Here is a 24686-nt window from a genome sequence, read left to right on the forward strand (position 1 = left end):
GAGGAGGGAAGGGTCAGAGCGTGACGCCGCGCTTCCAGATGGCGATACCGCGCTCGCCATTGGTTTCGTTGCGCGCAGGCGTGCCCGAAGCGATGGCGAGGATGGTGTCGAGCGCATCCTCGAACACCGCATCCATGCCGGCATCGAGCGCGTCGCCTGCATTGATGTCGATCCAGCGGGGCTTGGCCGCAGCGAGCGCGCTGTTCGATGCGACCTTGACCGTCGGCACCGGGCTGCCGAGCGGCGTGCCGCGGCCAGTGGAGAACAGGGTCAGCGTCGCGCCGGCGGCAGCGAGCGCGGTGGTCGAGACCGCGTCATTGCCGGGTGCTTCGAGCACCGTCAGGCCGGTGCGGGTCATGCGCTCGCCATAATGGATGACGTCGGTCACCGGAACATGGCCGCCTTTCTGGACGGCGCCGAGCGACTTTTCTTCCAGCGTGGTGATGCCGCCGCGGATATTGCCGGGGCTGGGATTTTCGGAGACCGGCTCACCATGGTCGGCGAAGTAGCGCTTGAAACGGCCGACCAGCGCCGCGAGGGCGTCGAAGGTCGGGCGGTCGACGCAGCGGTCCATCAGCACCTGCTCGGCGCCGAAGATCTCGGGGATTTCCGTCAAGAGCACATGGCCGCCGGCATCGCCCACCGCATCGGCGATGCGGCCGATCAGCGGATTGGCGGTGACGCCGCTCAGGCCATCGGAGCCGCCGCACTTCACGCCCAGGCGAAGCGCCGAAAGCGGCACCGGCTCCCGTTGCGCGGCGGCGTGGCGGGCAAGGTCCTCGATCGCTTCCATACCGCGCTCGATCTCGTCGTCGACGCCCTGCGCGGTAAACCACCGGACATGGTCTCGCCGGCCTTCGGGGAGCCGCTCAACCATGCCGGAAAGCTGGTTCGATTCGCAGCCGAGGCCGAGCAGCAGCACGCCGCCGGCATTGGGATTGCACGCCAGCGCGGCTAGGATCGCGCCGGTGCCTTCGAGATCGTCACCAAGCTGCGAGCACCCGAACGGGTGCGGAAAGGCGTGGACGCCCTCGATGCCGGCGAACGACTCGCGCTCCGCCATCGCCGCGAGCCGGTCGGCTGTGCGCCCGACGCAGCCGACCGTGGGAATGATCCAGATCTCGTTACGCGTCCCGACGCTGCCGTCTCCACGGCGATAGCCCATGAAGCTGCGGTGGGCAGGGGCGGGGGGAGCATGGTCGGCCGGCTTCTCGTAGCGATAGCTGCCATCGATGGCGAGCGACGTCGCGACGTTGTGGCTGTGGACGTGATCGCCCGGTGCGATCGCCGAGATCGCGTGGCCGATCGGGAAGCCATAGCGGATCGGTGACTCGCCCGCCGCGATCGGGACCAGCGCGATCTTGTGGCCGGACGGAATGTCCTGCGCGGCCCGGACGGTGATCCCGCCGGCGGTAACCTCTTCGCCGGCGGAAATCGGAGACAGCGTCACGGCGACGCTGTCGGCGGGGTGGATTCGAACGGCAGTGGTCATGTTCAGGAACGGTCCCGATTACGCCACGCTGACGCGCTCGAGGCGCGGCGACAGCAGGTGGACGGTCAACAGGGCCAGCATATAGGCAGCAGCGCACACCGCGAACAGCACCGAGTAATTATTATCGGTCGCTTCGAGAATGTAGCCGGTAAAGATCGACATCACCATGCCACCGATCGCACCCATGGTGCCGCCGATGCCGATCACCGAACCCACCGCGCTGCGCGGGAACACGTCTGACGGGAAGGTGTAGAGGTTGGCCGAGAAGGCCTGGTGCGCCGCGGTAGCGATGCCGATGATCAGCACGGCCATCCAGACGCTGTCGATGCTCTGCGCGAAGAAGATCGGCAGCACGCAGACCGCCGCGATCAGCATCGCGATCTTGCGGGCGTAATTGACACTGTACCCCGCCTTGATCAGCCGCGACGACAGCCAGCCGCCGGCAATGCTGCCGCCATCGGAGATCAGATAGATCGCGGCGAGCGGCAGGCCGAAGGTCTTGAGGTCCATGTCGTAGCGCTCGAACAGATAGCCGGGCAGCCAGAACAGGAAGAACCACCAGATCGGATCGATGAAGAACTTGCCCAGCGCGAACGCCCAGGTTTCCTTGATCGTCAGGATGCGGCCCCAGCCGATCTTCTCGACCGTGTCCTCCGGATCCTGCCGGATCCAGGCGAGTTCGGCGGCGGTGATTTTCGGGTGCTCGTTCGGGTGGCGATAGAGCGCCCACCAGGCGATCAGCCAGAGAATGCCGAAGATGCCGGTGACGTAGAACGCCACGCGCCAGTCGAACCACAGCACGAGCAACGGCACGAGCAGCGGGGTGATGATAGCGCCAACGTTGGCACCTGCATTGAACAGGCCGATCGCGAAGGCGCGCTCGCGCTGCGGGAACCAGTCGGCGACGGCGCGGATACCGGCGGGGAAGTTGCCCGATTCGCCGATGCCCAAGCCGAATCGCGCCATCGCGAACGTGGTGACGCTGGTGGCGAGGCCGTGGCCCATGTGCGCGATCGTCCAGATCACGATCGCGACGGCATAGCCGACGCGCGCGCCGAGCACGTCGATGATCTTGCCGAAGCTGAGATAGCCGACGGCATAAGCGAGCTGGAAATAGAAGACGATGGTGGCGAAATCGCTCTCGGTCCAGCCGAGATCGGCTTGCAAGGTCGGCTTCAGCACGCCGATCATCTGCCGGTCGATATAGTTGATCGCGGTCGCGGCAAACAGCAGCGCAACCACAACCCACCGATAGCGACCGACCTTTTCGGTCGCCTTCTCCACGCTGCTCGCCATTCTTATCCTCTCACCTGGAACAGCCGCGCTCAGCGCGGCTGTTGCGCCCCGATCGTGCAGCCAATCGTTCCGAACCGGCCGAAGTCCGCTTCGACGCGCTGGCCGACGGTGACCTTATGTACACCGGTAACCGCGCCCGTCGAGACCCATTGGCCCGGCGTGATCGGTAAACCGCGCCGCGCGAGGTTTTCGAACAGGAAGCGTACCGATCCGATCGTGCCGTCGACGAACGCGCTGGCCTTGCCGGTGCCGACCGCCGCGCCGTCGATCGTCGTGCTGACCTCGGCGTCCTCGAATCCGCTGGTGCGCCACTCGGCGATGGCGGGGCCGATCAACAATCCGTTATTGTTGCCGAAATCACTGATCGTGATCGCCGGGCCATGATCGTTGATGCCCGGGAAGGGCGAACTGGCGATCTCGAAGCCGATATGCACCGCATCGATCAGCGCTGCGGCCTCTTCCAGCGTGAACGCGGTCTTGCCCGCTTCGGGCGCGGCACCGACGCGCAGCAGGAATTCGGCCTCCGCCGCACCGAAGCCATCCTCAAAGATCAGCGCCGGGCTGTCGTCGGAAAGATCGAAGATGGTGTCGGCGAAGATCGGGCCGGCGAGATGGTGCGCGCCGCCGGTGCGGGCGACCCAGTCGCCCAGGATGCGGCCGACCTTCCAGCCGCCGATCGTCGCGCCCATCCGCGGAATCGCTTGCGCCTGAATGGCATAGGCGTCGCTCAGCGATTGCGGCATCTCGCCGGGGTAGTCTGGCACCACGCCGGCGCTCAGCCTGGCGTCAACGAAACGATGGGCGATCCCCTCTGAGGTCACACCTGTTCTCCACTTGATGGTCGTGGGGCACGTGGTAGGAGAAACCGGTGTCACTTACAAGACAACGCGGCGCTGGCGGTAGGGGAGGATCGTTTGTGCCGCGCAGCATCGCGCGATAAGGTCAGCCATGGCGAACAAAGCACAAGACGAATCCGTCACTGCCAAACTCACGATCAACGACATCGCGCGGATGGCGGGGGTGTCGAAAAAAACGGTCAGCCGTGTCATCAACCGGTCGCCCTTGCTCAACGCGCAGACGCGCGAGCGGGTGGAAGCGATCATCCGCGAGACGAACTATGTGCCCAACCCGCAGGCGCGGGCGCTGGCGCTGGGGCGGAACTTCCTGATCGGGATGGTCTATGACAACCCCAACCAGCAGATGATCCTCAGCATGCAGCGCGGCGTGCTCGAGGCGTTGCACGATACCGAGTTCGAACTGATCGTGCGCCCGGTCGATCGCGGTTCGGCGCGGGTGATGGACGATATTCGCGGCTTCATCGTCCGCCAGCGGCTCTATGGCGTGATCATATTGCCGCCGCTTTCCGAGAATGATCGGCTCGCCCAACTCTGCGACAATGAGGGGTGCCGCTATGTCCGCGTCGGCTCCGCGGTGCTCGACGACAATGAGCATATGGTGGTTTCCAACGATCGCGACGCGGTGGCGGAGGCGGTGCGCCATCTGATCCAGCAGGGTCATCGCCGCATCGGGCTGATCGCGGGACCGCATGGTTTCCGCTCGGCGAAGGAGCGGCGCGACGGCTTCGAACTGGCGCTGGCCGAGGCCGGTATCTCGTTGCCACGCAGCCTTATCGCAGACGGACAATACACGTTCGAGTCGGGCATTTCGGCGTCGGAGAGCCTGTTCGACCTGTCGCCGCGCCCGACCGCGATCTTCGCCAGCAATGACGAAATGGCCGCGGGCGTCCTCTATGCCGCACGGCTCCGCGGCATCCAGGTGCCGGAGGAACTGTCGATCATCGGGTTCGACGATACGCCCGTGACGACGCGGGTGTGGCCGCCGCTGTCGACGGTGCGCTGGCCGATCATGGCGATGGGCCGCGCGGCGGCGCTCAAGATCATCGGTGTGGCGATCGGCGAGGGCGGGCAGGTCAGCGAACCTTCGACCTTCAGTTCCACCCTGATTCGTCGCGCTTCGGTTGCACCCCCATCCGGCGGCTGATATCAGCGCGAGCCTGACACCGGTGTCCCGCACCCATTCCGTATAGGGAGGACGAGATGTTCGAGAAGACCTATCACGCGACGCATCCTGATATGATGGAATGCGTAGACAATGAGAGCCTGCGCGAGCGCTACCTCGTCCCCGATATGTTCGTCGCGGGAGAGATCCGGCTGAATTATTCGCACAACGAACGCTTCGTGATCGGCGGCGCGGTGCCGGCGGGGGGCAGCCTCAAGCTGCCCGATCAGACCGAGCCGAAGTCGGCCGAGGGCCACCCCTTTCTGGAACGCCGTGAGGCGGGCATCGTCAATATTGGTGGCGCTGGCGCGGTGACGGTGGATGGCGAGCGCTATGAACTCGGCAACAAGGAATGCCTCTATGTGCCGATGGGCTCGAAAGAGGTGATCTTCGAGGGCGTCGAAGCGCGCTTCTACATGGCTTCGTTGCCCGCGCACAAGGCCTGCCCGATCAAGAAGATCACGCTCGCGGAGGCCAACCCGCTGGCGCGGGGCGATCTTGCCAACTCGAACCAGCGCACGATCTACCAGCTCGTGATTCCCGGCGTGTGCGAGAGCGCGCAACTTCTGCTCGGCCTGACCGTGCTCGAGACCGGCAGCGTCTGGAACACGATGCCGCCGCACCTCCATGACCGTCGCAGCGAGATCTATCTCTATTTCGACCTCGAGGGTGGCGACCGCGTGTTCCACTACATGGGCGAGCCCGATGCGATGCGCCACATCGTCATCCAGAACGAGGAGGCGGTGATCAGCCCCCCCTGGTCGGTGCATATGGGCTCGGGCACCAAGAGCTATGCCTTCATCTGGGCGATGGGCGGTGAAAATCTCGATTATACCGACATGAATGTGCTGGATATCTGCCAGCTTCAGTAAACCTGTCATCCCGGGCTTGACCTGGGATCTCGCTTCTTCTTCGCCTTCTTCTTGTCCCACTCCAACCCGTTCGCCCTGAGTAGCCATTGAGCTTGTCGAAATGGCGTATCGAAGGGCACTGACGCCGAGCCGGTCCTTCGATACGGGCCTTCGCCAGGCTCAGTTCCTACTCAGGACGAACGGGTTGGGTAGTTGTCCTCCCTGCAAAAACGGATCCCCCACATGAGCAACATCTTCGACCTCAGCGGCACGGTCGCGGTGGTAACCGGCGCGAACACCGGCATCGGCCAGGCGATCGCGGTGGCGCTGGCCGAAGCGGGGGCGGATATCGCGGCGGTGGGCCGCACGCCGGCACAAGAGACCGTCGAGAAGGTGCGCGCGCTCGGCCGCCGCGCCGAGATCGTCTCCGCCGACCTCTCGACGATCGAGCCGGTCGGCCGCATCGTCGCCGAGACCGTCGAGACGCTCGGCGGGCTCGACATCCTCGTCAACAATGCCGGCATCATCCGCCGCGCCGACAGCGTCGACTTCACCGAGGCCGACTGGGACGCGGTGATCGACACCAACCTCAAGTCGGTGTTCTTCCTCAGCCAGGCAGCGGGGCGCCACATGCTGGCCCGGGGCCGCGGCAAGATCATCAACATCGCCTCGATGCTGACCTTCCAGGGCGGCATCCGCGTGCCGAGCTACACCGCGTCCAAGAGCGGCGTCGGCGGCCTCACCAAGCTGCTCGCCAACGAATGGTCGGCCAAAGGCATCAACGTCAACGGCATCGCGCCGGGCTATATCGCCACCAACAACACCGCAGCGCTGCAGGCGGACGAGACCCGCAACCGCCAGATCGTCGAGCGCATCCCGGCCGGGCGCTGGGGCAAGCCCTCCGACCTCGGCGGCGCCGCGGTGTTCCTCGCCTCGTCCGCGTCGGACTATGTCGACGGCCATATCCTGGCGGTCGACGGCGGCTGGCTGGCGCGCTGAGATGGCGCGTCCGCTCTTCTTCGGCGAACTGCTGATCCGGCTCTCGCCCCCGGGCAAGCAGTTGATCGTGCAGGGCCGCAGCCTCGACCTCCATGTCGGCGGCGCCGAGGCCAACGTCGCGATCGGCCTCGCCAGCCTCGGCCACACGACGCGGATGGTGAGCCGGGTGCCGGACAATGCGCTGGGCACGCTGGCGCTGTCGGTGCTGCGCGGCGCGGGGGTCGACTGTTCGACCGTCGCCACCGGCGGCGAGCGGATGGGCCTCTATTTCCTGACGCCGGGCGCCGGCCAGCGCGCCGCCGAAGTGGTCTATGACCGCGCCGGCAGCGCCTTCGCCACCGCAAGCTTGAGCGATTTCGACTGGGATGCGGCGTTCGCCGGCGCCACCCACCTCCACATGTCGGGCATCACCCCGGCGCTGGGGCCGGCCTCCTCCGCGATGGCGATCGCCGCCGCGCGCGCCGCCAAGGATCGCGGCCTGACCCTGATCTTCGACGGCAATTACCGCGCCCGCCTGTGGGAAGCGTGGGACAGCGACCCGCGCACGACCCTGAGCGCGTTGATCGGCATGACCGACATCTTGTTCGGCAACCACCGCGACGTGGCGCTGCTGCTCGGCCGCGCCTTCTCGGGCGACGGCTCCGACCGCAGGCGCGAAGCCGCCGATGCGGCGTTCGACGCCTTCCCCAACCTGCGCATCATCGCCTCGACCGCGCGCCAGGCCGACGACAGCGACCACAACCGCATCGCCGCCCGCATCGACGCCCGCGACCGCTTCGTCCAGACCGAGGAGGTCACCGTCTCCGGCATCGTCGACCGCATCGGCGCGGGCGACGCGTTCGCGGCGGGCGTGCTGCACGTGCTGCTCGACGACGAGGCGGATCTGGAGCGCGCGGCGGAGGCCGGGCTCGGACTGACGGTGCTCAAGCATGCGCTGCCGGGGGATGCTTCGTTCCATACGAAGGCGGATCTGCAGGCGTTTCTGGATGGGCATCGCGATGTCCGGCGCTGAGGGGATCAGCCGGCGGACGGCACTCGTTGGCGGTTCGTTGGCCGTCGCAGCACTGGCGGCAACCCCCGTCAGCGCGGCGACACGCCGCACGACCGTTACCACCACCCTCGGTCGCGTCCGCGGCACGGTGGAAAGCGGACTGCACATATTTCGCGGGCTGCGCTACGGTCAGGACACTGCCGCTTACCGCTTCCAGGCACCACGCGCCCCCGCGCCCTGGCCGGGCGTGGTCGAGGCTGCCGCCTTCGCCGCCTCCTGCCCGCAGCAGGGCAAGCAGGAGCGCAAGAGCGAGGATTGCCTGTTCCTCAACCTGTGGACGCCCGGGCCCGATGTCCGTGCGAAGCGGCCGGTGCTCGTCTATATTCATGGCGGCGCTTATTCGAACGGCAGCGTCATCGATCCGTTGAGCTATGGCGACCGGCTGGCGGCGACCGGCGATGTCGTTGTGGTGACGATCAACCACCGGCTCAACGCGCTGGGCTACCTCTATCTCGCGCGTCTCGATCCGCGCTTCGCAGACAGCGGCAATGTCGGCCAACTCGACCTGATCCTCGCGCTGAAATGGGTGCGGGATAACATCGCGGCGTTCGGCGGCGATCCGTCGCGCGTGCTGGTGTTCGGCCAGTCGGGCGGCGGCGCCAAGATCGCGACGATGATGGGGATGCCCGCGGCCAAGGGGCTTTTCAGTCGCGCGATCACGATGAGCGGCCAGCAGGTGACAGCCTCCGGCCCGATGAATGCCACCAAGCGCACCGATGCCTATCTGAAAAAGCTCGGCGTACCGGCGGGCGACCTGTCAGCACTGCTGACGATGCCCGTCGACCGGCTGATCGCCGGGCTCGAGGCGGAAGATCCGATCCTCGGCGGCGGTCTCTATATGGGGCCGGTGCTCGACATGACGTGGCTGGACCGCCACCCCTTCTGGCCTGACGCCAATCCGCAGTCCAATGCGATCCCGATGATGCTCGGCAACACGCATGACGAGACGCGCGCCTTCATCGATCCGAAGGGCCCCAAGCTGCAAGGGCTGAACTGGGACAATCTCGCCGGCCGCCTCGGGTCGGAACTGAAGGTGGATCTGCTGCCCGAGTGGGTGGTCGCGCAGTATCGCCGGAAATTCCCGGATTGGAGCCCCGAGCGCATCTTCTACGCGGCGACGACGGCGGGGCGGAGCTGGCCGGGACAGGTGATCGAGGCGCAGGCGCGCGCGCGTGCCGGTGCGCCGACATGGGTCTATCAGGTCGATTTCTCGTCACCGGTGAAACCCGAACGCGGCGCTCCCCACGGGATGGACATCCCGCTGGCATTCGGCACGCTGGATGCGGAGGGCTCTCTCACCGGAACCGGCGAGGGCGCGCGGTCAGCCTCGAAGGCGGTCATGGACCGCTATCTGGCGTTTGCGCGGAGCGGTGATCCCAATGGCGGTGCGCTATCGCCCTGGCCGCAATATCGGCTGGAGGATCGTGCGACGATGATCTTCGATACGACCAGCCGCGTCGAGGCGGATCCGCGCGGTTGGGAACGGGCACTGTTCGCGCGCGGGCCGTATATCCAGCCGGGGAGTTGAGAGCGGCTACCGGCTCGATACCTCCCAACCGTTCGTCCCGAGCGAAGTCGAGGGACGTCACGCACGCCGGCGCCATTGTCTCGACTTCGCTCGGGACGAACGGTTGGGATGGAAGGGCGCCCGCTCTTGGTGACAGGGCACCCCCCTCACTTCGCCGTCTTGACCACCGGATAGCTGATGATCAGGCTCAGCGGCTCGTTGCCGAGCTGGCGGATGCCCACCTGCGCGCCGGTGTAGAGATAGGCGGTCATCCCCGCGGTGACCCGCTTCTTCTCGCCGTCCGATTCCACCTCGCCCGCGCCGGATACGACGTAATAGACCTCGTCATGCGCGATCGGATGGATGCCGATCGCCGAGCCGACGTGGAGGATGCGCTTGCGGAACTCCATCGTCCGCGGCTGCGGCACCGCGTCGCTGATGCGATAGGCAGTGCTCATGCCGAGGTCGCCGTGGGGTGTCGGCTCGTCGCGCACCACGTCGCGCTCGTCGATCACTGCCATCGGCGGCGCCTTGGCGGTCGCGGGCGGGGCAGGGTGGGCGTCGCTCCCGGCGGCTTGCGACGCGGCGAGGGGCCGGCGCATCTGGCGGTCGCGCGGTGACATGGGCTCGGTCATGGCTTCCTTCTGCCCGGGATAGCGGCCGGAACGCGGCTCCATCGTATCGAGATCCCAATCCGCCTCGACGAAGGGCGCGCGGGTCGGCGCCTGCTCGGGATAGCCGCCAACCTCCTTCTCGCTGTCGATGATGCTGCCGCGGCCCTCCGCGACGAAGAACAGCACGCGGACGTCATGCGCATCGCGGTCCCACGGGCGGGCGCCCACCCGCGCCAGCACATGCGTCTCCACATCCTGCGCGGGCAGCACGTCGAGACCGGTCCAGGCGACTGGCGGCGTCGCGGTTTCGATCAGCTTCGCGCGCGTCTCGCCATAGCGGCCGAAGGCAGGCAGTGGCTTGCCGAAGCGGTCTACCGCCAGATTGTCGCGACCATGATATTCAAGGTCGCCATCGCCGCCCAGCATCAGGAAGGGCAGCCCCGGCGCGGTCGAGGTGCCGCCGCGCAGCACATTGCCGAGCGCGGTCAGCTTGCCTTTCTGGTAAGGATGGCCCGCCCATTCCAGCGCCATCAGGTTGTAATGCACGGCCCGCTCGCCGGGATCGTAGATGATGTTGTTGACCAGCTCTGCCTGCGCGCCGCCCTTCAGCAGCGGATTGCGCTCCAGATTATGGGCATAGAGGTTGCGGTAGATCAGGATGCCGCTGGCGTTGTCGTGGATCAGCGTCCCCTTGCTGTGCTCGCCCTTCGGATGGCTGGAATTGGCAAGGCCCTCGGCCGCGAGGTTGTAGGAAAAGGTGATGTCATGCGATGTGCCCGTGCGCCATTGCTGCGGGCCCTTGCCGGTGAAGCGCGGGCCCGAGGCGGACATGTTCTCGTCGACCGCCCAGCTGAAGGTGCAATGATCGACGATCACGTTCGATGCCGCGATGGTTGAGAGCGAATCCGCCTCCCATCCGCTCATCGGCGGATCGCCATCGGCGCCGGTACGAACGCGGATGTGGCGCATCACCACATCGTGCGTGGCGATGTCGATGCCGGTGCGGATCAGGGTGATGCCGGGGGAGGGGGCGGTCTGCCCCGCGATCGTCACATAGGGTTCGCGGATCGCCAGCGCCTTGCGCTGCATGTCTATGACACCGGCTACCTCGAACACGATGATCCGCGGCCCCTTGGCGTCCAGCGCGGCGCTGAAACTGCCCGGGCCATCGGCCGCCAATGTGGTGACGCGAATAATCCTGCCGCCCCGTCCACCCGGCGTCCGGGCAGCCCAGCCCACAGCACCAGGGAAGGCAATTTTTTCTGATTTATCAGCAGCTTCGGTCAGTTCGGGTGTGATCGCGGCGGTGGTCAGCGCAATCACCGCGATGCATCGATACAATGGCGCCATTGTCGATGTTCTCCTCTCGCAACACTTCTTGACATCCCGTGGCGGAGGCTGCAAGTGACATCTGACACCGGTGTCCAGAAAAAGAGCGCGGCAAGAGAATCGCGCCAGATCCGCGAACGCGCGGGCCGGTGGGAGAGAAAGGGATGCTGGAAATGAACGCTCGAATCGCAACTCGCTTGCGCGCCGGCACGACGCTTGGCGCGGTTTCGCTGTTGGCATTGTCCATTACGGCCAACTCTGCCCGTGCGCAGGCGCAGGAAGTGGCTCCCGTGGCCGCCGACACGCCCGCACCCGCTGCGGAGACGCCGCCGCCAGGTGACGAAGAAGAAATCATTGTTACCGGTTTCCGGCAATCGCTTGGTGCTGCAATCAATCTGAAGCGGCAGACGGTCGGCTCGGTCGATGCGATCGTTGCCGAGGATATCGCCAAGTTCCCCGACCAGAATCTGGCGGAATCGCTGCAGCGCATTCCGGGCATCTCGATCCAGCGTGACGGCGGCGAAGGCCGCGCGATCACCGTCCGCGGCCTCGGTGCGCAATTTACCCGCGTCCGCGTCAACGGGCTCGAGACGGTTGCGACGTCAAGCGACGGCGCCTCGGCCAATCGCGACCGCTCGTTCGACTTCAACGTGTTCGCGTCCGAGCTGTTCAGTTCGCTGGTCGTGCACAAGACCGCCGAGGCCTCGCTCGACGAAGGCTCGCTCGGCGCCGTCGTCGATCTCAACACCGGCAATCCGCTGGCGGGCAAATATGGGCTGACGATGGTCGGTTCGGCGGTCGCCAGCTACAATGATCTCAGCGACAAGGTCGGCCCGCGCCTCGCCGGTCTGCTCTCATGGAAGTCGCCCAATGGCGCGTTCGGCGTCGCGTTGTCAGCCGCTTACTCGAACTACAAGACGCTGGAACTCGGCAACAACACCGTGCGCTGGGCGCAGTCGCCCTTCGGCTCGGTCGATGGCACGCCCTGTTTCTACAACGCTAGCGGCGCGCCCGCGCTCAACAGCGGCGGCACCTATCGCTCCAGCCCCGGCTGCGACGAGGTCGCGCTCGCCTTCCACCCGCGCATCCCGCGCTATGGCGTGATCGGGCATGATCGCGAACGCCTTGGCATCACCGGCAGCGTGCAATGGTCGCCAAGCGATGCCACCAAGGTCTCGGTCGACGCGCTTTATTCGCGCTTCAAGGAGATCCGCACCGAGAAATATGCCGAAGTGCTGTTCCGCAGCCTCGAGCGCCCGGTCGACGTCTCGGATTATGTGATCGACGCGAACAACAATCTGATCAGCGGTACCTTCAACGACGTGCCGGTGCGTACCGAAAACTATTATCGCGAGTCGACGACCGAATTCTACCAGTTCGGCGCGACCTGGGATCAGGACGTTACCGACAAATTCCGGTTTACCTTGCTCGGCGGCTTCTCAAAATCCGACGCAAGCATTCCGGTCGAGACGACCCTGATCTTCGATGACCGCGACGCCCAGGGCTATAGCTATGACTATAGCAACATGTTCAAGCCGCGGCTGAGCTTCGGCACCGACGTCACCGACCCGGCGAACTTCCAGCTTTCCGAAATCCGCGACCGCCCCTCGTCGACGATCAACAAGTTCCGCACCGCGCAGCTCCGCACCGAGTGGGACGTGACCGACGGCTTCACCTTGAAGGCGGGCGGCGTCTATCGTCGTTTCAACTTCGACACCGAGGGTTTCCTGCGCGATACTGTGGTGTGCGGCAATGGCGGCGTCGATCGCGTGCTTGGCACGATCAACTGCTCGGCATCGTCGGCGTTCGGCGCCGGGGCGATTTACGGTTTTCCTGGTACGGCGGCGGCTTCGGAACTGGTCAACCTCGGTAGCGCTGGCCAGCCGAGCGGCACGACGACGAGCTGGGTGGTCCCCGATCGCCAGGCCTGGGCCGATTATACCAAGCTCTATGATCGCGCTCTCGCCATCGATGCGGGCAACACCCGCAGCGTCGTCGAGGAAGTGAAGGGCGGCTATTTCCAGTTCGATCTCAAGGGCGACATCTTCGGACTCGAATATGCCGCCAATGCCGGCATTCGCTATGTGAAGACCGATCAGAAGTCGCGCGGCCTCAATAGCGGCACCGAGGTGCAGGTCGAGCGCAGCTATGAGGATTGGCTGCCGGCGATGAACCTCGCGTTGTTCCCGCACCGCGACATCGTGCTGCGTGCGTCGATCGCCGACGTTGTGACGCGCCCGTCGCTGGGCCAACTCACCCCAGGCGGCTCGGTCGACGGCTTCAACTATCGCGTCAACTTCGGCAACCCGTTCCTCGATCCATTCCGCGCGACGGCCTATGACGTCGCGTTCGAATGGTATTTCGCGCCGCAGTCGATCTTCTCGGTCGCGCTGTTCAAGAAGGATATTGCCAGCTTCCCGGTCAGCCAGACCTTCAGCGGCACCTTCGCCTCGACCGGGCTGCCGCTGTCGATCATCCCGCCGAGTTCGCCCGCCGCGGCCAACCCGGAAGGTCAGCTCTGGACGATCAACTCGATCGTAAATGGCACCGGAGCGAGCTTGAAGGGGGCGGAAATTTCATTGCAGGCGCCGTTCACCTTCCTTCCCGGCTTCCTCTCGCGCTTCGGCGGCATCTTCAACGCCACCTTTGTCGATTCCAACGCCGACTATAATGTGGCGGGTCCGGCGATCGTGCCGGGCGGCGCGCTGATTGCAGCGACGCGCAGCTCGACCCTGTTCGGCCTCTCGAAGCGGGCGTTCAACGGCACGCTCTATTATGAAGACAAGAAGTTCAGCGCGCGGGCCTCGGCCAGCTATCGCAGCGGCTACAACGATGCCAATTCGGGCACCGGCAACATATTCGAGGGCTATCGCTCGACCGTCAACGTCGATGCCTCGATCCGCTACAAGCTTACGGAATGGTTGGAACTTTCGGTGGAAGGCGTCAATCTGACCGACGAGTATCGTGAGCGCTTTACGGATGAAGATGCCCAGCGCAACTACGAGAACAATCATTTCGGCCGGACCTTCCTGGTCGGCGCCCGCTTCAAGATGTGAGTTGCCGATCGCTTTGAATTCCCCAACCTTTTGAATCCTTGGCCGGCTGCCACGTCCGCGTGGCAGCCGGTCTGTCTGTCTCGGGAGGATGCGAATGGCGAATGTGGATCGCCGAACGATGATGGCGGGCGCGCTGGGTGCGGCGGCGGTGCCGGCGCTGGCGCGGGCGGAACCTGCGTCGCGCGATCCCGATGCGATGATCCGGCTGTGGCCGGGCCGCCCGCCCGGATCGCCCGCGACCCTGCCCGTCGAGCAAATCGTCGAGCGCAGCACCGATCCGGCGATGCATGACCGGGCGATGACGCGAATCGCGGCACCGCGCATGGCGCTGTTCCGGCCGGCGAAACCCAATGGTGCAGCGGTGCTGATCACGCCCGGCGGCGGCTATGCCCGCGTCGTCATCGACAAGGAGGGCTATGAACTCGCGCCCCTGCTCGCCGATCGCGGCATCACCAGTTTCGTGCTGTTCTACCGGCTCCCCGCCGATGGCTGGACCACGCGGCCCGATGCGCCGCTGGCCGACGCCCAGCGCGCGATGCGGTTGATCCGCCATCGCGCGGCGGAGTTCGGCATCGACCCGGCGCGCGTGGCAGCGATGGGCTTTTCGGCGGGCGGCCATGTCTGCGCCGATCTCGCCGCGCGTTTCTCTGCACCGGTCTATGCACCGGTCGACGCGGCGGATCGGTTGCCGGCGCGGCCGATGCTGGCCGCACCGATCTATCCGGTGGTGTCGATGAGCCTGCCCAATGCGCATCCCGGCTCACGCACCAACCTGCTGGGCGATGCCCCGACCGCCGAACTGGAGCGCGCGCACTCGCCGGATCGCAACGTGCCGGCGGATGCGCCGCCCTGCTTCCTCGTCCATGCCGAGGATGACGAGACCGTGCCGGTTGCCAACAGCCTGCTGCTGCGGCAGGCCCTGCGCGATCGCGGCATCCCGGTCGACACCCACTTGTTCGCCGAGGGCGGCCACGGCTTCGGCATTCGCCGGATCGCAGGCAAGCCGGCGGCGGCCTGGCCCGAACTCTATTTGTCCTGGGCGATGTCCCGGGGCCTCTTCGCTGCATGAGGGATCGAGAATGACCTTTACCCGTCGCGACATGATGGCGTCCGCTTCGGCGGCTGCCGCCGGAACCGCCGCCACGCCGCTTTTGGCGCAATCCGTCGATGCCACCGGTAGCGGTGCGGCACCCGCCGCGACCCGGCGGCGCGGTTTCGACAATCAGCGCGTCCCCGATCTCGGCAACGGCACCTTCCTCAACCCGATCATGGCGGGCGACCACCCCGACCCGTCGATCCTCAAGGACGGGAAGGACTATTACATGACCTTCTCGACGTTCGATTCCTATCCGGGCCTGATCATCTGGCATTCGCGCGACCTGGTGAACTGGACGCCGCTGACCGCCGCGCTCACCCGCAACATCGGCTCGGTCTGGGCGCCGGAGCTCTGCAAGCACAAGGGGCGCTACTATCTTTACGTGCCGGTGAAGGCGAACCCCAACACCAGCTATGTGATGTGGGCGGACAAGATCACCGGGCCGTGGAGCGAGCCGATCGACCTCGTGCTGCCCAACCATATCGACCCCGGCCACGCGGTGGGAGAGGATGGTTCGCGCTGGCTGTTCCTGTCGGGCGGTGACCGCATCCGGCTGAGCGACGACGGCCTCAAGACCATCGGTGCGGTCGAGCATGTCTATGATCCTTGGCGTTATCCCGACACCTGGGATGTCGAGGGTTTCGCGCCCGAGGGCCCCAAGGTCACCCGTCATGGCGATTATTTCTATCTGGTCACCGCGGTCGGCGGCACCGCCGGTCCGCCGACCGGCCATATGGTGATCGCCGCGCGCTCGCGCTCGATCAACGGCCCGTGGGAGCATCATCCGCGCAATCCGCTGGTCCACACCACGCGCATCGGGGAGAAATGGTGGTCGCGCGGCCATGCCACATTGGTCGAGGGGCCGGGGGGCGACTGGTGGTCGGTCTATCATGGTTTCGAGAATGGCTTCTGGACGCTGGGCCGCCAGACCTTGCTCGATCCGATCCGCTGGACCGACGATGGCTGGTTCGAGATGACCGGGGGCGATCTCTCGCAGCCGATCGCCAAGCCCGGGGGCGGCAGCGTCGTCGGGCCCCACGGGCTGGCCTTGTCCGACGATTTCAGGACGCTCGACCTCGGCCGCAAGTGGAACTTCTTCGCGCCCGGCCCTGACGAGGCAAAGCGCGCGACCGTCAAGGATGGCGCGCTGCTCCTGCACGGATCGGGCGTGTCCCCGCGCGACAGTTCGCCATTGGTGCTGATCGCGGGCGACCGTTCCTATCAGTTCGAATGCGACATCGAACTGGCGCCGGGCACCACCGCCGGTCTTCTGCTCTTCTATGACAAGATGCTCTACTGCGGGCTGGGCTTCGACGAGAAGCGCTTCGTGACGCACCAATATGGCATCGAGCGCGGCCGTCCGGCGAACGCATATGGTCGCAGGATGCGCATGCGCGTCACCAACCGCGAGCACATCGTTTCCTATCATCTCAGCGCCGGCGGCGGAAAGACGTGGGAGCGGTTCGATCGCGGCATGGAGGTGTCGGGCTATCACCACAATGTCCGCGGCGGTTTCCTGATGCTGCGGCCGGGTCTCTACGCGGCGGGAAATGGTACGGTGGCGTTCCGCAACTTCGTCTTCCGGGCACTGTAACGCCCCGGCGTCGTTCCATTTTCGTTGGGTTGCCGGCCGCAACTTTCACTTGCGGTCGGCCGCCGGCTATCCAAAAGGCAAGCTCAAGCGGGAAAGAGCCGACGATGATCGGCTGTCGATAGGATTGAGGATGCGCGTCGAGACCGCCCGTGGCTCCACGCAGCGAAGCTGAAGGATGGTGATGAGCGAGCAGAACGACGTCTATATCGTTGCCGGTGTGCGCACGGCGATCGGTGATTTCGGGGGCAGCCTCAAGGATTTCGCGCCCGCCGAACTCGGCAAGCGCGTGATCGCCGAGGCGATCGATCGTGCGGGGCTGGTGCCGGCGGACGTGCAGCATGTCGTCATGGGGCAGGTGATCGCGACCACGCCCAAGGATGCCTATCTTGCGCGGGTCGCCGCGGTGAACGCGGGCATCCCGGTCGAAGCGCCGGCGCTGACGCTGAACCGGCTGTGCGGTTCGGGCGTGCAAGCGGTGGTCTCCGCGGCGCAGATGCTGGCGCTCGGTGAGTGCGATGTCGCGGTTGCCGGCGGCGCCGAAGTGATGAGCCGCTCCCCGCATCATGTTTCATCCGCGCGCTTCGGGCAGAAAATGGGCGCGATCGAGATGGTCGACGTGATGATCGAGGTGCTCAGCGACCCGTTCGAGGGGTTCCACATGGGCATCACCGCCGAGAATGTCGCCGAGCGCCACGGCATCGACCGCGCCGAGCAGGATGCCGCCGCCGCCGAGAGCCATCGCCGCGCCGCGCAGGCCCAGACGGAAGGCCGCTTCGACAGCCAGATCCTGCCGGTCGAGGTGAAGGAGCGGAAGGGCATGCGGCTGTTCGCGGCCGACGAGCATGTCCGCGCCGAGACTACCGCGGAGAGCCTCGCCGGGCTGCGGCCGGCGTTTCGAAAGGATGGCAGCGTCACCGCGGGCAATGCCAGCGGCATCAATGATGGCGCGGCGGCGCTGGTGCTGGCGAGCGGCAAGGCGGTCGCGGCGCGCGGGCTCAAGCCGATGGCGCGGATCCTCGGCTGGGGCCATGCCGGGGTCGAGCCGGCGGTGATGGGCATCGGTCCGGTCAAGGCCGTGCCGATCGCGCTGGAGCGCGCCGGCCTGAGGCTCGACCAAATCGACGTCATCGAATCCAACGAGGCGTTCGCGGCGCAGGCCTGCGCGGTCACGAAGGGGCTCGGTTTCGATCCCGACAAGGTCAATCCCAACGGCTCGGGCATCTCGCTCGGCCATCCGATCGGCGCGACCGGCGCGATCCTGACCGTGAAGGCCATCTACGAACTGGAGCGCGTCGGCGGCCGCTATGGCCTCGTCACGATGTGCATCGGCGGCGGACAGGGTATCGCGCTGGTGCTGGAGCGTCCGCAGGCGTGATCGCCAGGCAGCGATGGGCATGCCATCGCTGCCGCTCGAGCCCGCGCGGCGCTTGAGCGAAACCTCTCCCGATCGGTCGCAGACCGAGCGGGACGGCGTAACGTGCGCGATCGATCAGTGCGATCGCGCGCCGAGCAGTGCCAGCCCGAAGCTGACGAAGATCGCACCGCAGACGCGGTTGAACACGCGGTTGAGCGACGGCCGCCTCAGGTAGCGCGCGATGCCGCGGCCGCCGACGCCATAGACCATGTACCAGAAGGTCTCGATCACCGCGAAGGAGGTGACGAGGATCACGAACTGCGGAACCTGCGGCGCGCTGCGGTCGATGAACTGCGGCAGGAAGGCCGCGGCGAACAGCAGCAGCTTGGGGTTGCTGATGCTGATCAGGAAGCCGCCGCGGAACAGCGCGAAAAGCGACATCGCCGGGGTCAGCCCCGATGCGTCGGGGCCGTTGCCCGCAGGCGCCCGCCACGCCTTGATGCCCAGATAGAGCAGGTAGGCGACGCCGGCGTAGCGCAGCACCTCGAACAGCGTCGGTGCTGCCGCGAGGATCGCGGCAAGCCCGGCGGCCGACGCGATCAGCACCGAGACGACGGCGGTGAGGCACCCCATCATCGCCGCGACGCTGCGCCGGAACCCGAACGACACGCTGCGGGTGAGCACATGAAGCATGTTCGGGCCCGGCGTGCCCGACAAGGCGAACACCGCCGCACAGAACAGCAGCCAGGTCTCGATCTTCATGAACCACTCCGCTCGGCCGCTACGTGCAGCGCGGCGGCGACCTAGCAGACGGGGCCCACCCTGTCAGCCGCGGCCTATTTCGCCGGTTCGACCACATCCTTGCGCGCGATCGCCAGCGGATCGGGCTCGCCTGCGAACGCCGCGCGCAGGAACCCGAACATGCGGCGGCGCAGGTCGACGCCATGCCACGGCTCGGTGCTGGGCAGCGCGCGGAAATTGCCGCCGGTCTCGCTATGGCCTTCGCGCGGATAGACCGCGAGCGCGACCGGTGCGCCATATTGCTTGAGCGCGCGATACATCTCGAACGACTGGCCGAGCGGGTCGGTCACGTCCTCGGTGCCCTGCAGCAGCAGGAAGGGCGTCCTGGCGTTCTTCGCATAGGCGATCGGGCTCTGGCGCCACGCATCCGCGAAATTGTCCCACGGGCGGCCATAATACCAGCGGTCGTACCACGTGCCGCGCTCGGTGCCATATTCGCTGAACTGGTTGATCACCGGCGCGCCCGAGACGATCGCCTTGAACCGGTCGGTCTTGCCGACGACGAAGCCTGCCATCTCGCCGCCATAGCTATAGCCGATCAGTGCCATGCGGTCGGCGTCGATCGGATGCGCCTTCAGCAGCGTGTCGACGCCCGTCATGACGTCGCGATAGTCGGCGCCGCCGAGGTCGTTCTTGTTGGCGGCGGTGAATTTCGTGCCATAGCCGGTGCTGCCGCGGATATTGGGCTGCATCACCGCCCAGCCCTCGGCGACCAGCATCTGGATCAGCGCCGAATAATCATCCTGGAAACGGCCGGCGGGGCCGCCGTGGATGCTGACCACCAGCGGCACCTTGGTGCCCGCGGATACCTTGGGCATGTAGAGCGCCGCCTCGATCGTCAGCCCCTCATTCTGCCAGCTCACGATCTGCGACGGCACCTTGGCCCAGTGCGCCGGGATGAGCGCCGGCGTTTCGAGGCGGGCGGGGGCGGTGCCCGGGCGTTTCGTCAGATACACGCCGGTCGGATCGGTCGCGCTCGAGGACAGCATCGCCCAGCCGGTCTGCTTCCGGTTGGTGACGAGCCCGCTGGTCACCGGTTTGCCGCTGTCGAGCCACGTCACCTTGCCGGTCCGCGTCGACAGGCGGGCGAGGCGCGACTGGAAGTGCGTCGCGATCGTCATCATCAGGTCGCCGTCGGGCAGCACGATGAAGCTGCCCGGAATGGCGCCGTCGAAACCGCGTGTCAGGTTGCGCGCCTGGCCGGTGGCGAGTTCCTTGACGATAAGGTCGTTGCAGCGCGGCGGCGCGTCGTCGGCGCATTGTTCGGTATAGACGATGCGCGTGCGGCCGGGGAGGTAAGCCGCGTCGGCCGCGGTCTTTGGCAGGTCGAGCCGCGTCGCCGCGAGATCGGCCGGGGTGATCCGCCAGATCGTCGTCTCCGGGCCGCGCTCGTCCGAATCGGGATCGGTCGCGACGAGCATGTCGGCACTGTCATAGGACCAATGAAGGTCCTGGAAGCGGCCGGAGAGGGGGACCGCGCGAACAGCCGCCGTGGCGGGATCGATCAGGTAGAGCCGGGTGCGGTCCTCCGTCTCGCCATGGCTGTAGCCATCATCCTTGCGCTCCTTGCGCGCCTTCACCGCTGCGGCTTCGGGCTCGTCCGCCCACACCGCGAGAGAGCGGCCATCGGGCGACCAGGCATAGCCGCCAATCGCCAGCGCCTCGGTATCGGCCGGCTTGGCGCCGCCCCAGGATGCGGTCGTCGCACCGGCCTTGGATCGCACGAGCTGGAGCCGTTCGGGCTCGCCGCCGACGAGCGGCAGGCGGAACAGCGATCGGGTGCCGTCACGTGAGGCGAGGAAGGTGACCGCGGTGCCGTCGGGCGCGAACGCAGCCGCAGTCTCGCCACCGCGATCGGCCGGGCGCGCGAAGGTGAGCTGGCGCGGGCGGGCACCCTCGGCGAGCAGCCAGAGGTGCGGCTGGCCGCCATTCGCGGTCGTGTCGGTGATACCGGCGATCACCGCCTTGCCGTCCGGGGAAAGCGCAAGGCCGCGGATCGCCCGCACTTGCGTGCGGATCTCCTCGTTCATCGCGAAGGCGCTGACCGCGGGTACCGCCCCCGGTGTCGCAGGCGCCTGTGCGATCGCGCTGCTGGCGAGCGCGAGGGCAGTGATCGAGGCCGAGATGGGCATCCGGATTATGCGATGCGGCAGGATGCTCTGGATTCTTGACATGGACCCCCCTTATGGCTGCGACCCGATGGGCTCGTTCATCCGAGCCGAACATGGCGCGGACGCGATGTTAATGTCTATACAAAAAAAGACGCAGCCCTGCTTCGATCGTCCGAGGAAATGGTTTAAGCCTGAAGTAATGTAACATTATATCATTGCGCCATTGTCAGCAATTTTGACACACCCATTGCAATTTTTCTGTTTGGATGTTGCAACGCCGAGAATCTTTGATAGCTATGTCTATACAAATGAGCGTGCCCAACGAAGCTCAGCACCGAGGGGAGGTGCGCCGGGGTCGAAAACAAGGGGGTTGAAATGAAAACAAGGTTGCTCCGGGCGAGCGCTCTCGCGAGTGCGCTCGCCATCGTTCCCGGCATTGCACTGGCGCAGGCCGAACCGGCGCAGGGCCAGGCTGACGGGACGCTGACCAGCGCGTCGCCGGGTGGCGCCTCGGAGGATGGCGAAATCGTCGTCACGGGTTCGCGTATCCGCCGCGCCGACTTCGACGCGCTCGAACCCACCACGGTCGTGTCTTCCGAATATCTCGCGGTTCGCGGCCAGACCAACGTCGCCGATGCGCTTAACGAGCAACCCGGTTTCGGCGTGCCGCAGAGCCCGGACGGCGTGCAGGGCACCTATGGCGTCAGCCAGAATTTCGTCAACAAGTTCGGTCTCGGCACCGCACGCACGCTGACCATCGTCAATGGCCGCCGCTTCGTGTCGACCAACGCGCCGACCGTGCTCGGCAACCCCGCCGGCCTCCAGGTCGACCTCAACGTCATCCCGTCGCTGATGGTGGAGCGCGTCGAGAATGTCTCGATCGGCGGTGCGCCGGTCTATGGCTCGGATGCGATCGCCGGCACCGTCAACGTCATCCTGAAGAAGAATTATGAGGGCGTCGAGGTGCAGGCGCTGTCGGGCATTTCCGACAGCGGCGACAATTTTCGCCTCAACCTCTCGGGCATCGCCGGCTTCAAGTTCGGCGGCGGCCGCGGCCATGTGCTGGTCGGGGCCAGCTTCGACCGCAGCGACGGCCTGAAGGCGACCGACCGTGCGCGCGCCAATCAGGATCTGAGCTTCCAGACCAACCCGATCGCGGGCAGCGCGCAGACCCGCATTCCGGGCCGCACCCCGGGCAATGACGGCCGCATCAACGATGTGCCGTACAACACCGGCCCCGCGGACGGCATTCCCAACACCGTGCTGATCGGCAACACGCGCATCTTCGCGGAATCGGTCAACGGCCTGATCCTGCCGGTCAACCCGACGACGGGCGGCTTCGTCACCTATAACCCCAATGACGGCAGCACCGCCGGATTCGGGGTGGGCGGCTACGACCGGCTGCAGTTCAACGGCCAGGGCAATATCGTGCCCTTCGACCCGGGCATGCCGTTCGGCAACACCTATGGCAGCGGCGGCGACGGCTTCAACCTGGCGGACACGCGCGCGCTGATCAACGATCTCGAACGCACCACGGTCAACCTCGTCGCGGACTATGAACTGACCGATTCGATCACCGCCTTCTTCGAGGGCACCTATTATCGCGGCGTCGGCCGCGAGGTGGTCGACCAGCCGGTCTACAACTCGCCGCTGTTCCCGGGCGGCGCGAACAGCGCGCTGCTGTTCAATGTCAACGATTCCCGCCTGTCGGACCAGGCCCGCTCGGTGCTCGCGAGCTATGGCGTGGACGGCAATTTCTACCTTGCGCGCAACTTCGTCGACATCACCAACAGCCGCGCCAGTTCCGAGACCAACGTCTATCGCGGCGTATTCGGCCTGACTGGCGATTTCACGATGTTCGGCAAGAGCTTCAACTGGGAAGCGTCGGCGAACTATGGCCGCACGGAAGGATCCTTCCACCAGACGCTGATCGACCAGCAGAAGTTCGTCAACGCGATCAACAATTGCAGCGCCAGTCCGCTGGTCAACGCCGCGCCGGGCGGCGTCACGCCGATCGCGGACAGCGCCTGCGCGCCGATCGATCCGTTCGGCCCGGGCCGGGTCAGCCAGGCGGCGATCGATTATGTGAACTACTACAGCACCTCCAAGTCGGTGCTCGAACAGCAGGTCTACAACGTCAACTTCGGTTCTTCCGAACTGATCAGGCTGTGGTCCGGCAATGTCGGCTTCAACCTAGGCTATGAGCATCGCCGCGAATATGGCCGCTTCACGCCGGACGATTTCCTCGCGGCGGGCCGTGGCCGCGCCGCCGTGGTGATCGGCAACGAAGGCAGCTTCGACACCGACGAGGTGTTCGGCGAACTGCTGGTGCCACTGGTTTCGCCCGACAACAACATCCCGCTGGTCGAGAGCCTGACCGTCGAGGGCCGTGGCCGTTACGTCGACAACTCGGTCAATGGCGGCTTCTGGGCCTACACCGCGGGCGGCCGCTGGCGGCCGATCCGCGACATCGAGTTCCGCGGCAATTACACGCGTTCGCTGCGCTCGCCTTCGATCGTCGAACTTTTCACGCCACAGACCAACCAGAACCAGTTCTTTCCCGATCCTTGCGACCAGGTGAATATCAGCAGCGGCAGCAACCCGGCGATCCGGCAGCGCAATTGCCAGGCCTTCTTCGATTCCTATGGCATCGATGGCGCCAACTTCAACAATTTGGCGCGAACGTCCGCCGTGCCCGGCCGTACCGGCGGCAACCCCGATCTCGAGAATGAAGTCGCGGACAGCTACACCTTCGGTGCAGTACTGCGCCCGAGGTTCATTCCCCGCCTGCAGATCGCGGTGGACTGGAACCACATCAAGGTGACGGGCAACATCGCCTCGCTCACCTCTGCAAACATTGCCGAGGGCTGCTACGACAATGCGAGCTTCAACCTCGCCGATCCGGACAATGGCAACAGCTTCTGCCAGCAGTTCAGCCGCGTGCGGAGCAGCGACCCTGACCAGAACGGGCAGATCCGTCCCGATCCGGCGAACCCCGGCATCCGCACCGGCTTCGTCAACGGCGACTATATCCTGTTCGAGGGGCTGACCGCGCAGGCCGACTATATCCTGCCGCTGAGCGGGATCGGCGTGAACGGCCGCCTCGCGCTGAGCGGCGCCTTCTTCTACCTCGACAAGCTGGAAAGCTCGAACAACGGCGTCACCGTCGATCCGGTGGTGACCGAGGTCGGCACCCCGCGCTACAGCGGCCAGTTCAATGTGAGCTTCGCCAGCGATGGCGGCTTCGGGCTGAGCCTGCAGGGCAACTACACCGGCGAGTCGAAATATGATGCGCTGTTCAACGTCGACAGCCGCGACGTCCTCGTCCTCGAGGACCAGTGGCTGTTCAACCTCGGCCTGTCGCAGGTGATCAACGAACGGATGACGATGCGCCTCGCGGTCACCAATCTGTTCGATAAGGCACCGCCTTACCCATATGATGCCACGCAGGGCTATGATCTACTCGGCCGGCGCTATGCGATGTCGGTCAATATGAAGTTCTGATGACAAGTCTCT

Annotated in this window: 16 protein-coding genes and 1 pseudogene; 10 read left to right on the forward strand and 7 right to left on the reverse strand. The window is 65.9% G+C overall.

From position 1 onward, the window contains the following. Nucleotides 1-13 precede the first annotated feature (13 nt). From NX02_RS32345 to NX02_RS09685, 3 genes are read right to left on the reverse strand one after another with little or no spacing between them, the layout of a single operon-like run. A complete protein-coding gene (locus NX02_RS32345) occupies nucleotides 14-1492 on the reverse strand; it encodes a UxaA family hydrolase (RefSeq protein ID WP_025291992.1) in 1479 nt (492 codons plus the stop codon). 18 nt (nucleotides 1493-1510) lie between these two features. Beyond that, nucleotides 1511-2788, reverse strand: coding sequence for an MFS transporter (locus NX02_RS32350; protein ID WP_025291993.1), 1278 nt, complete (start codon nucleotides 2786-2788; stop codon nucleotides 1511-1513). A gap of 29 nt (nucleotides 2789-2817) precedes the next feature. Further along, complete coding sequence (locus NX02_RS09685) at nucleotides 2818-3609, reverse strand: 2-keto-4-pentenoate hydratase (RefSeq protein WP_025291994.1); 792 nt, start codon at nucleotides 3607-3609, stop codon at nucleotides 2818-2820. A 127-nt stretch (nucleotides 3610-3736) separates the two neighbouring features. Here NX02_RS09685 and NX02_RS09690 point away from each other — a divergent pair, with 127 nt between their 5' ends. The 5 genes from NX02_RS09690 to NX02_RS09710 all read left to right on the forward strand — a co-directional run bounded on the left by NX02_RS09690 (nucleotide 3737) and on the right by NX02_RS09710 (nucleotide 9236). Continuing rightward, nucleotides 3737-4789 (forward strand): LacI family DNA-binding transcriptional regulator, encoded by a 1053-nt coding sequence (locus NX02_RS09690; protein ID WP_025291995.1) that lies wholly within the window; start codon nucleotides 3737-3739, stop codon nucleotides 4787-4789. Between the two features lie 56 nt (nucleotides 4790-4845). Continuing rightward, complete coding sequence (kduI, locus tag NX02_RS09695) at nucleotides 4846-5679, forward strand: 5-dehydro-4-deoxy-D-glucuronate isomerase (protein WP_025291996.1); 834 nt, start codon at nucleotides 4846-4848, stop codon at nucleotides 5677-5679. A gap of 222 nt (nucleotides 5680-5901) precedes the next feature. Beyond that, nucleotides 5902-6657, forward strand: a complete 756-nt coding sequence (gene kduD / locus NX02_RS09700) for a 2-dehydro-3-deoxy-D-gluconate 5-dehydrogenase KduD (protein WP_025291997.1) — start codon at nucleotides 5902-5904, stop codon at nucleotides 6655-6657. A 1-nt stretch (nucleotide 6658) separates the two neighbouring features. After that, on the forward strand, nucleotides 6659-7669 hold the full coding sequence (locus NX02_RS09705; protein ID WP_025291998.1) for a sugar kinase: 1011 nt from the start codon (nucleotides 6659-6661) through the stop codon (nucleotides 7667-7669). Continuing rightward, nucleotides 7656-9236, forward strand: coding sequence for a carboxylesterase/lipase family protein (locus NX02_RS09710; protein WP_025291999.1), 1581 nt, complete (start codon nucleotides 7656-7658; stop codon nucleotides 9234-9236). Before NX02_RS09705 ends, NX02_RS09710 begins: the two co-directional genes overlap by 14 nt. 146 nt (nucleotides 9237-9382) lie before the next feature. On the opposite strand, the gene NX02_RS32355 is transcribed toward NX02_RS09710, so the two are convergent. Next, a complete protein-coding gene (locus tag NX02_RS32355) occupies nucleotides 9383-9736 on the reverse strand; it encodes a cupin domain-containing protein (RefSeq protein ID WP_158014240.1) in 354 nt (117 codons plus the stop codon). 72 nt (nucleotides 9737-9808) lie between these two features. After that, nucleotides 9809-11179, reverse strand: a pseudogene (locus NX02_RS09715) (pectate lyase family protein); the annotation flags it as partial. Between the two features lie 143 nt (nucleotides 11180-11322). Here NX02_RS09715 and NX02_RS09720 point away from each other — a divergent pair. The 4 genes from NX02_RS09720 to NX02_RS09735 all read left to right on the forward strand — a co-directional run bounded on the left by NX02_RS09720 (nucleotide 11323) and on the right by NX02_RS09735 (nucleotide 18279). Next, nucleotides 11323-14214, forward strand: coding sequence for a TonB-dependent receptor (locus tag NX02_RS09720; RefSeq protein WP_158013980.1), 2892 nt, complete (start codon nucleotides 11323-11325; stop codon nucleotides 14212-14214). 88 nt (nucleotides 14215-14302) lie between these two features. Beyond that, nucleotides 14303-15283, forward strand: coding sequence for an alpha/beta hydrolase (locus NX02_RS09725; RefSeq protein WP_039996517.1), 981 nt, complete (start codon nucleotides 14303-14305; stop codon nucleotides 15281-15283). A gap of 10 nt (nucleotides 15284-15293) precedes the next feature. Further along, nucleotides 15294-16904, forward strand: a complete 1611-nt coding sequence (locus tag NX02_RS09730) for a family 43 glycosylhydrolase (RefSeq protein WP_025292003.1) — start codon at nucleotides 15294-15296, stop codon at nucleotides 16902-16904. Between the two features lie 181 nt (nucleotides 16905-17085). Then, nucleotides 17086-18279: an acetyl-CoA C-acyltransferase family protein gene (locus tag NX02_RS09735; RefSeq protein ID WP_025292004.1), complete on the forward strand. Its 1194-nt coding sequence runs from the start codon at nucleotides 17086-17088 to the stop codon at nucleotides 18277-18279. Nucleotides 18280-18393: 114 nt separating this feature from the next. Here NX02_RS09735 and NX02_RS09740 read toward each other — a convergent pair whose 3' ends face one another. Next, nucleotides 18394-19020 carry a LysE family translocator gene (locus tag NX02_RS09740; protein ID WP_025292005.1) on the reverse strand — a complete coding sequence of 209 codons (627 nt, stop codon included), beginning with the start codon at nucleotides 19018-19020 and terminating at the stop codon, nucleotides 18394-18396. A 74-nt stretch (nucleotides 19021-19094) separates the two neighbouring features. Further along, the gene (locus NX02_RS09745) at nucleotides 19095-21233 is read right to left on the reverse strand and encodes a S9 family peptidase (protein WP_084717681.1); all 2139 of its coding nucleotides are present in this window, start codon (nucleotides 21231-21233) and stop codon (nucleotides 19095-19097) included. Between the two features lie 312 nt (nucleotides 21234-21545). On the opposite strand from NX02_RS09745, the gene NX02_RS09750 reads away from it, so the two are divergent. After that, a complete protein-coding gene (locus NX02_RS09750; protein ID WP_039996518.1) occupies nucleotides 21546-24674 on the forward strand; it encodes a TonB-dependent receptor domain-containing protein in 3129 nt (1042 codons plus the stop codon). The last annotated feature ends 12 nt before the right edge of the window (nucleotides 24675-24686 follow it).

Origin of the sequence: Sphingomonas sanxanigenens DSM 19645 = NX02 (assembly GCF_000512205.2) — a bacterium.
GTDB classification, from domain to species: Bacteria; Pseudomonadota; Alphaproteobacteria; order Sphingomonadales; family Sphingomonadaceae; genus Sphingomonas_D; species Sphingomonas_D sanxanigenens.

Coding starts and splice junctions, on each gene's coding strand:
- NX02_RS09725 (WP_039996517.1), top strand. CDS start 14,303: ATGCGAATGGCGAATGTGGATCGCCGAACGATGATGGCGGGCGCGCTG.
- NX02_RS09745 (WP_084717681.1), bottom strand. CDS start 21,233: ATGTCAAGAATCCAGAGCATCCTGCCGCATCGCATAATCCGGATGCCC.
- NX02_RS09750 (WP_039996518.1), top strand. CDS start 21,546: ATGAAAACAAGGTTGCTCCGGGCGAGCGCTCTCGCGAGTGCGCTCGCC.
- NX02_RS09735 (WP_025292004.1), top strand. CDS start 17,086: ATGAGCGAGCAGAACGACGTCTATATCGTTGCCGGTGTGCGCACGGCG.
- NX02_RS09710 (WP_025291999.1), top strand. CDS start 7,656: ATGTCCGGCGCTGAGGGGATCAGCCGGCGGACGGCACTCGTTGGCGGT.
- NX02_RS09730 (WP_025292003.1), top strand. CDS start 15,294: ATGACCTTTACCCGTCGCGACATGATGGCGTCCGCTTCGGCGGCTGCC.
- NX02_RS09740 (WP_025292005.1), bottom strand. CDS start 19,020: ATGAAGATCGAGACCTGGCTGCTGTTCTGTGCGGCGGTGTTCGCCTTG.
- NX02_RS09705 (WP_025291998.1), top strand. CDS start 6,659: ATGGCGCGTCCGCTCTTCTTCGGCGAACTGCTGATCCGGCTCTCGCCC.
- NX02_RS32355 (WP_158014240.1), bottom strand. CDS start 9,736: ATGGCAGTGATCGACGAGCGCGACGTGGTGCGCGACGAGCCGACACCC.
- kduD (WP_025291997.1), top strand. CDS start 5,902: ATGAGCAACATCTTCGACCTCAGCGGCACGGTCGCGGTGGTAACCGGC.
- kduI (WP_025291996.1), top strand. CDS start 4,846: ATGTTCGAGAAGACCTATCACGCGACGCATCCTGATATGATGGAATGC.
- NX02_RS32350 (WP_025291993.1), bottom strand. CDS start 2,788: ATGGCGAGCAGCGTGGAGAAGGCGACCGAAAAGGTCGGTCGCTATCGG.
- NX02_RS09690 (WP_025291995.1), top strand. CDS start 3,737: ATGGCGAACAAAGCACAAGACGAATCCGTCACTGCCAAACTCACGATC.
- NX02_RS09720 (WP_158013980.1), top strand. CDS start 11,323: ATGCTGGAAATGAACGCTCGAATCGCAACTCGCTTGCGCGCCGGCACG.
- NX02_RS32345 (WP_025291992.1), bottom strand. CDS start 1,492: ATGACCACTGCCGTTCGAATCCACCCCGCCGACAGCGTCGCCGTGACG.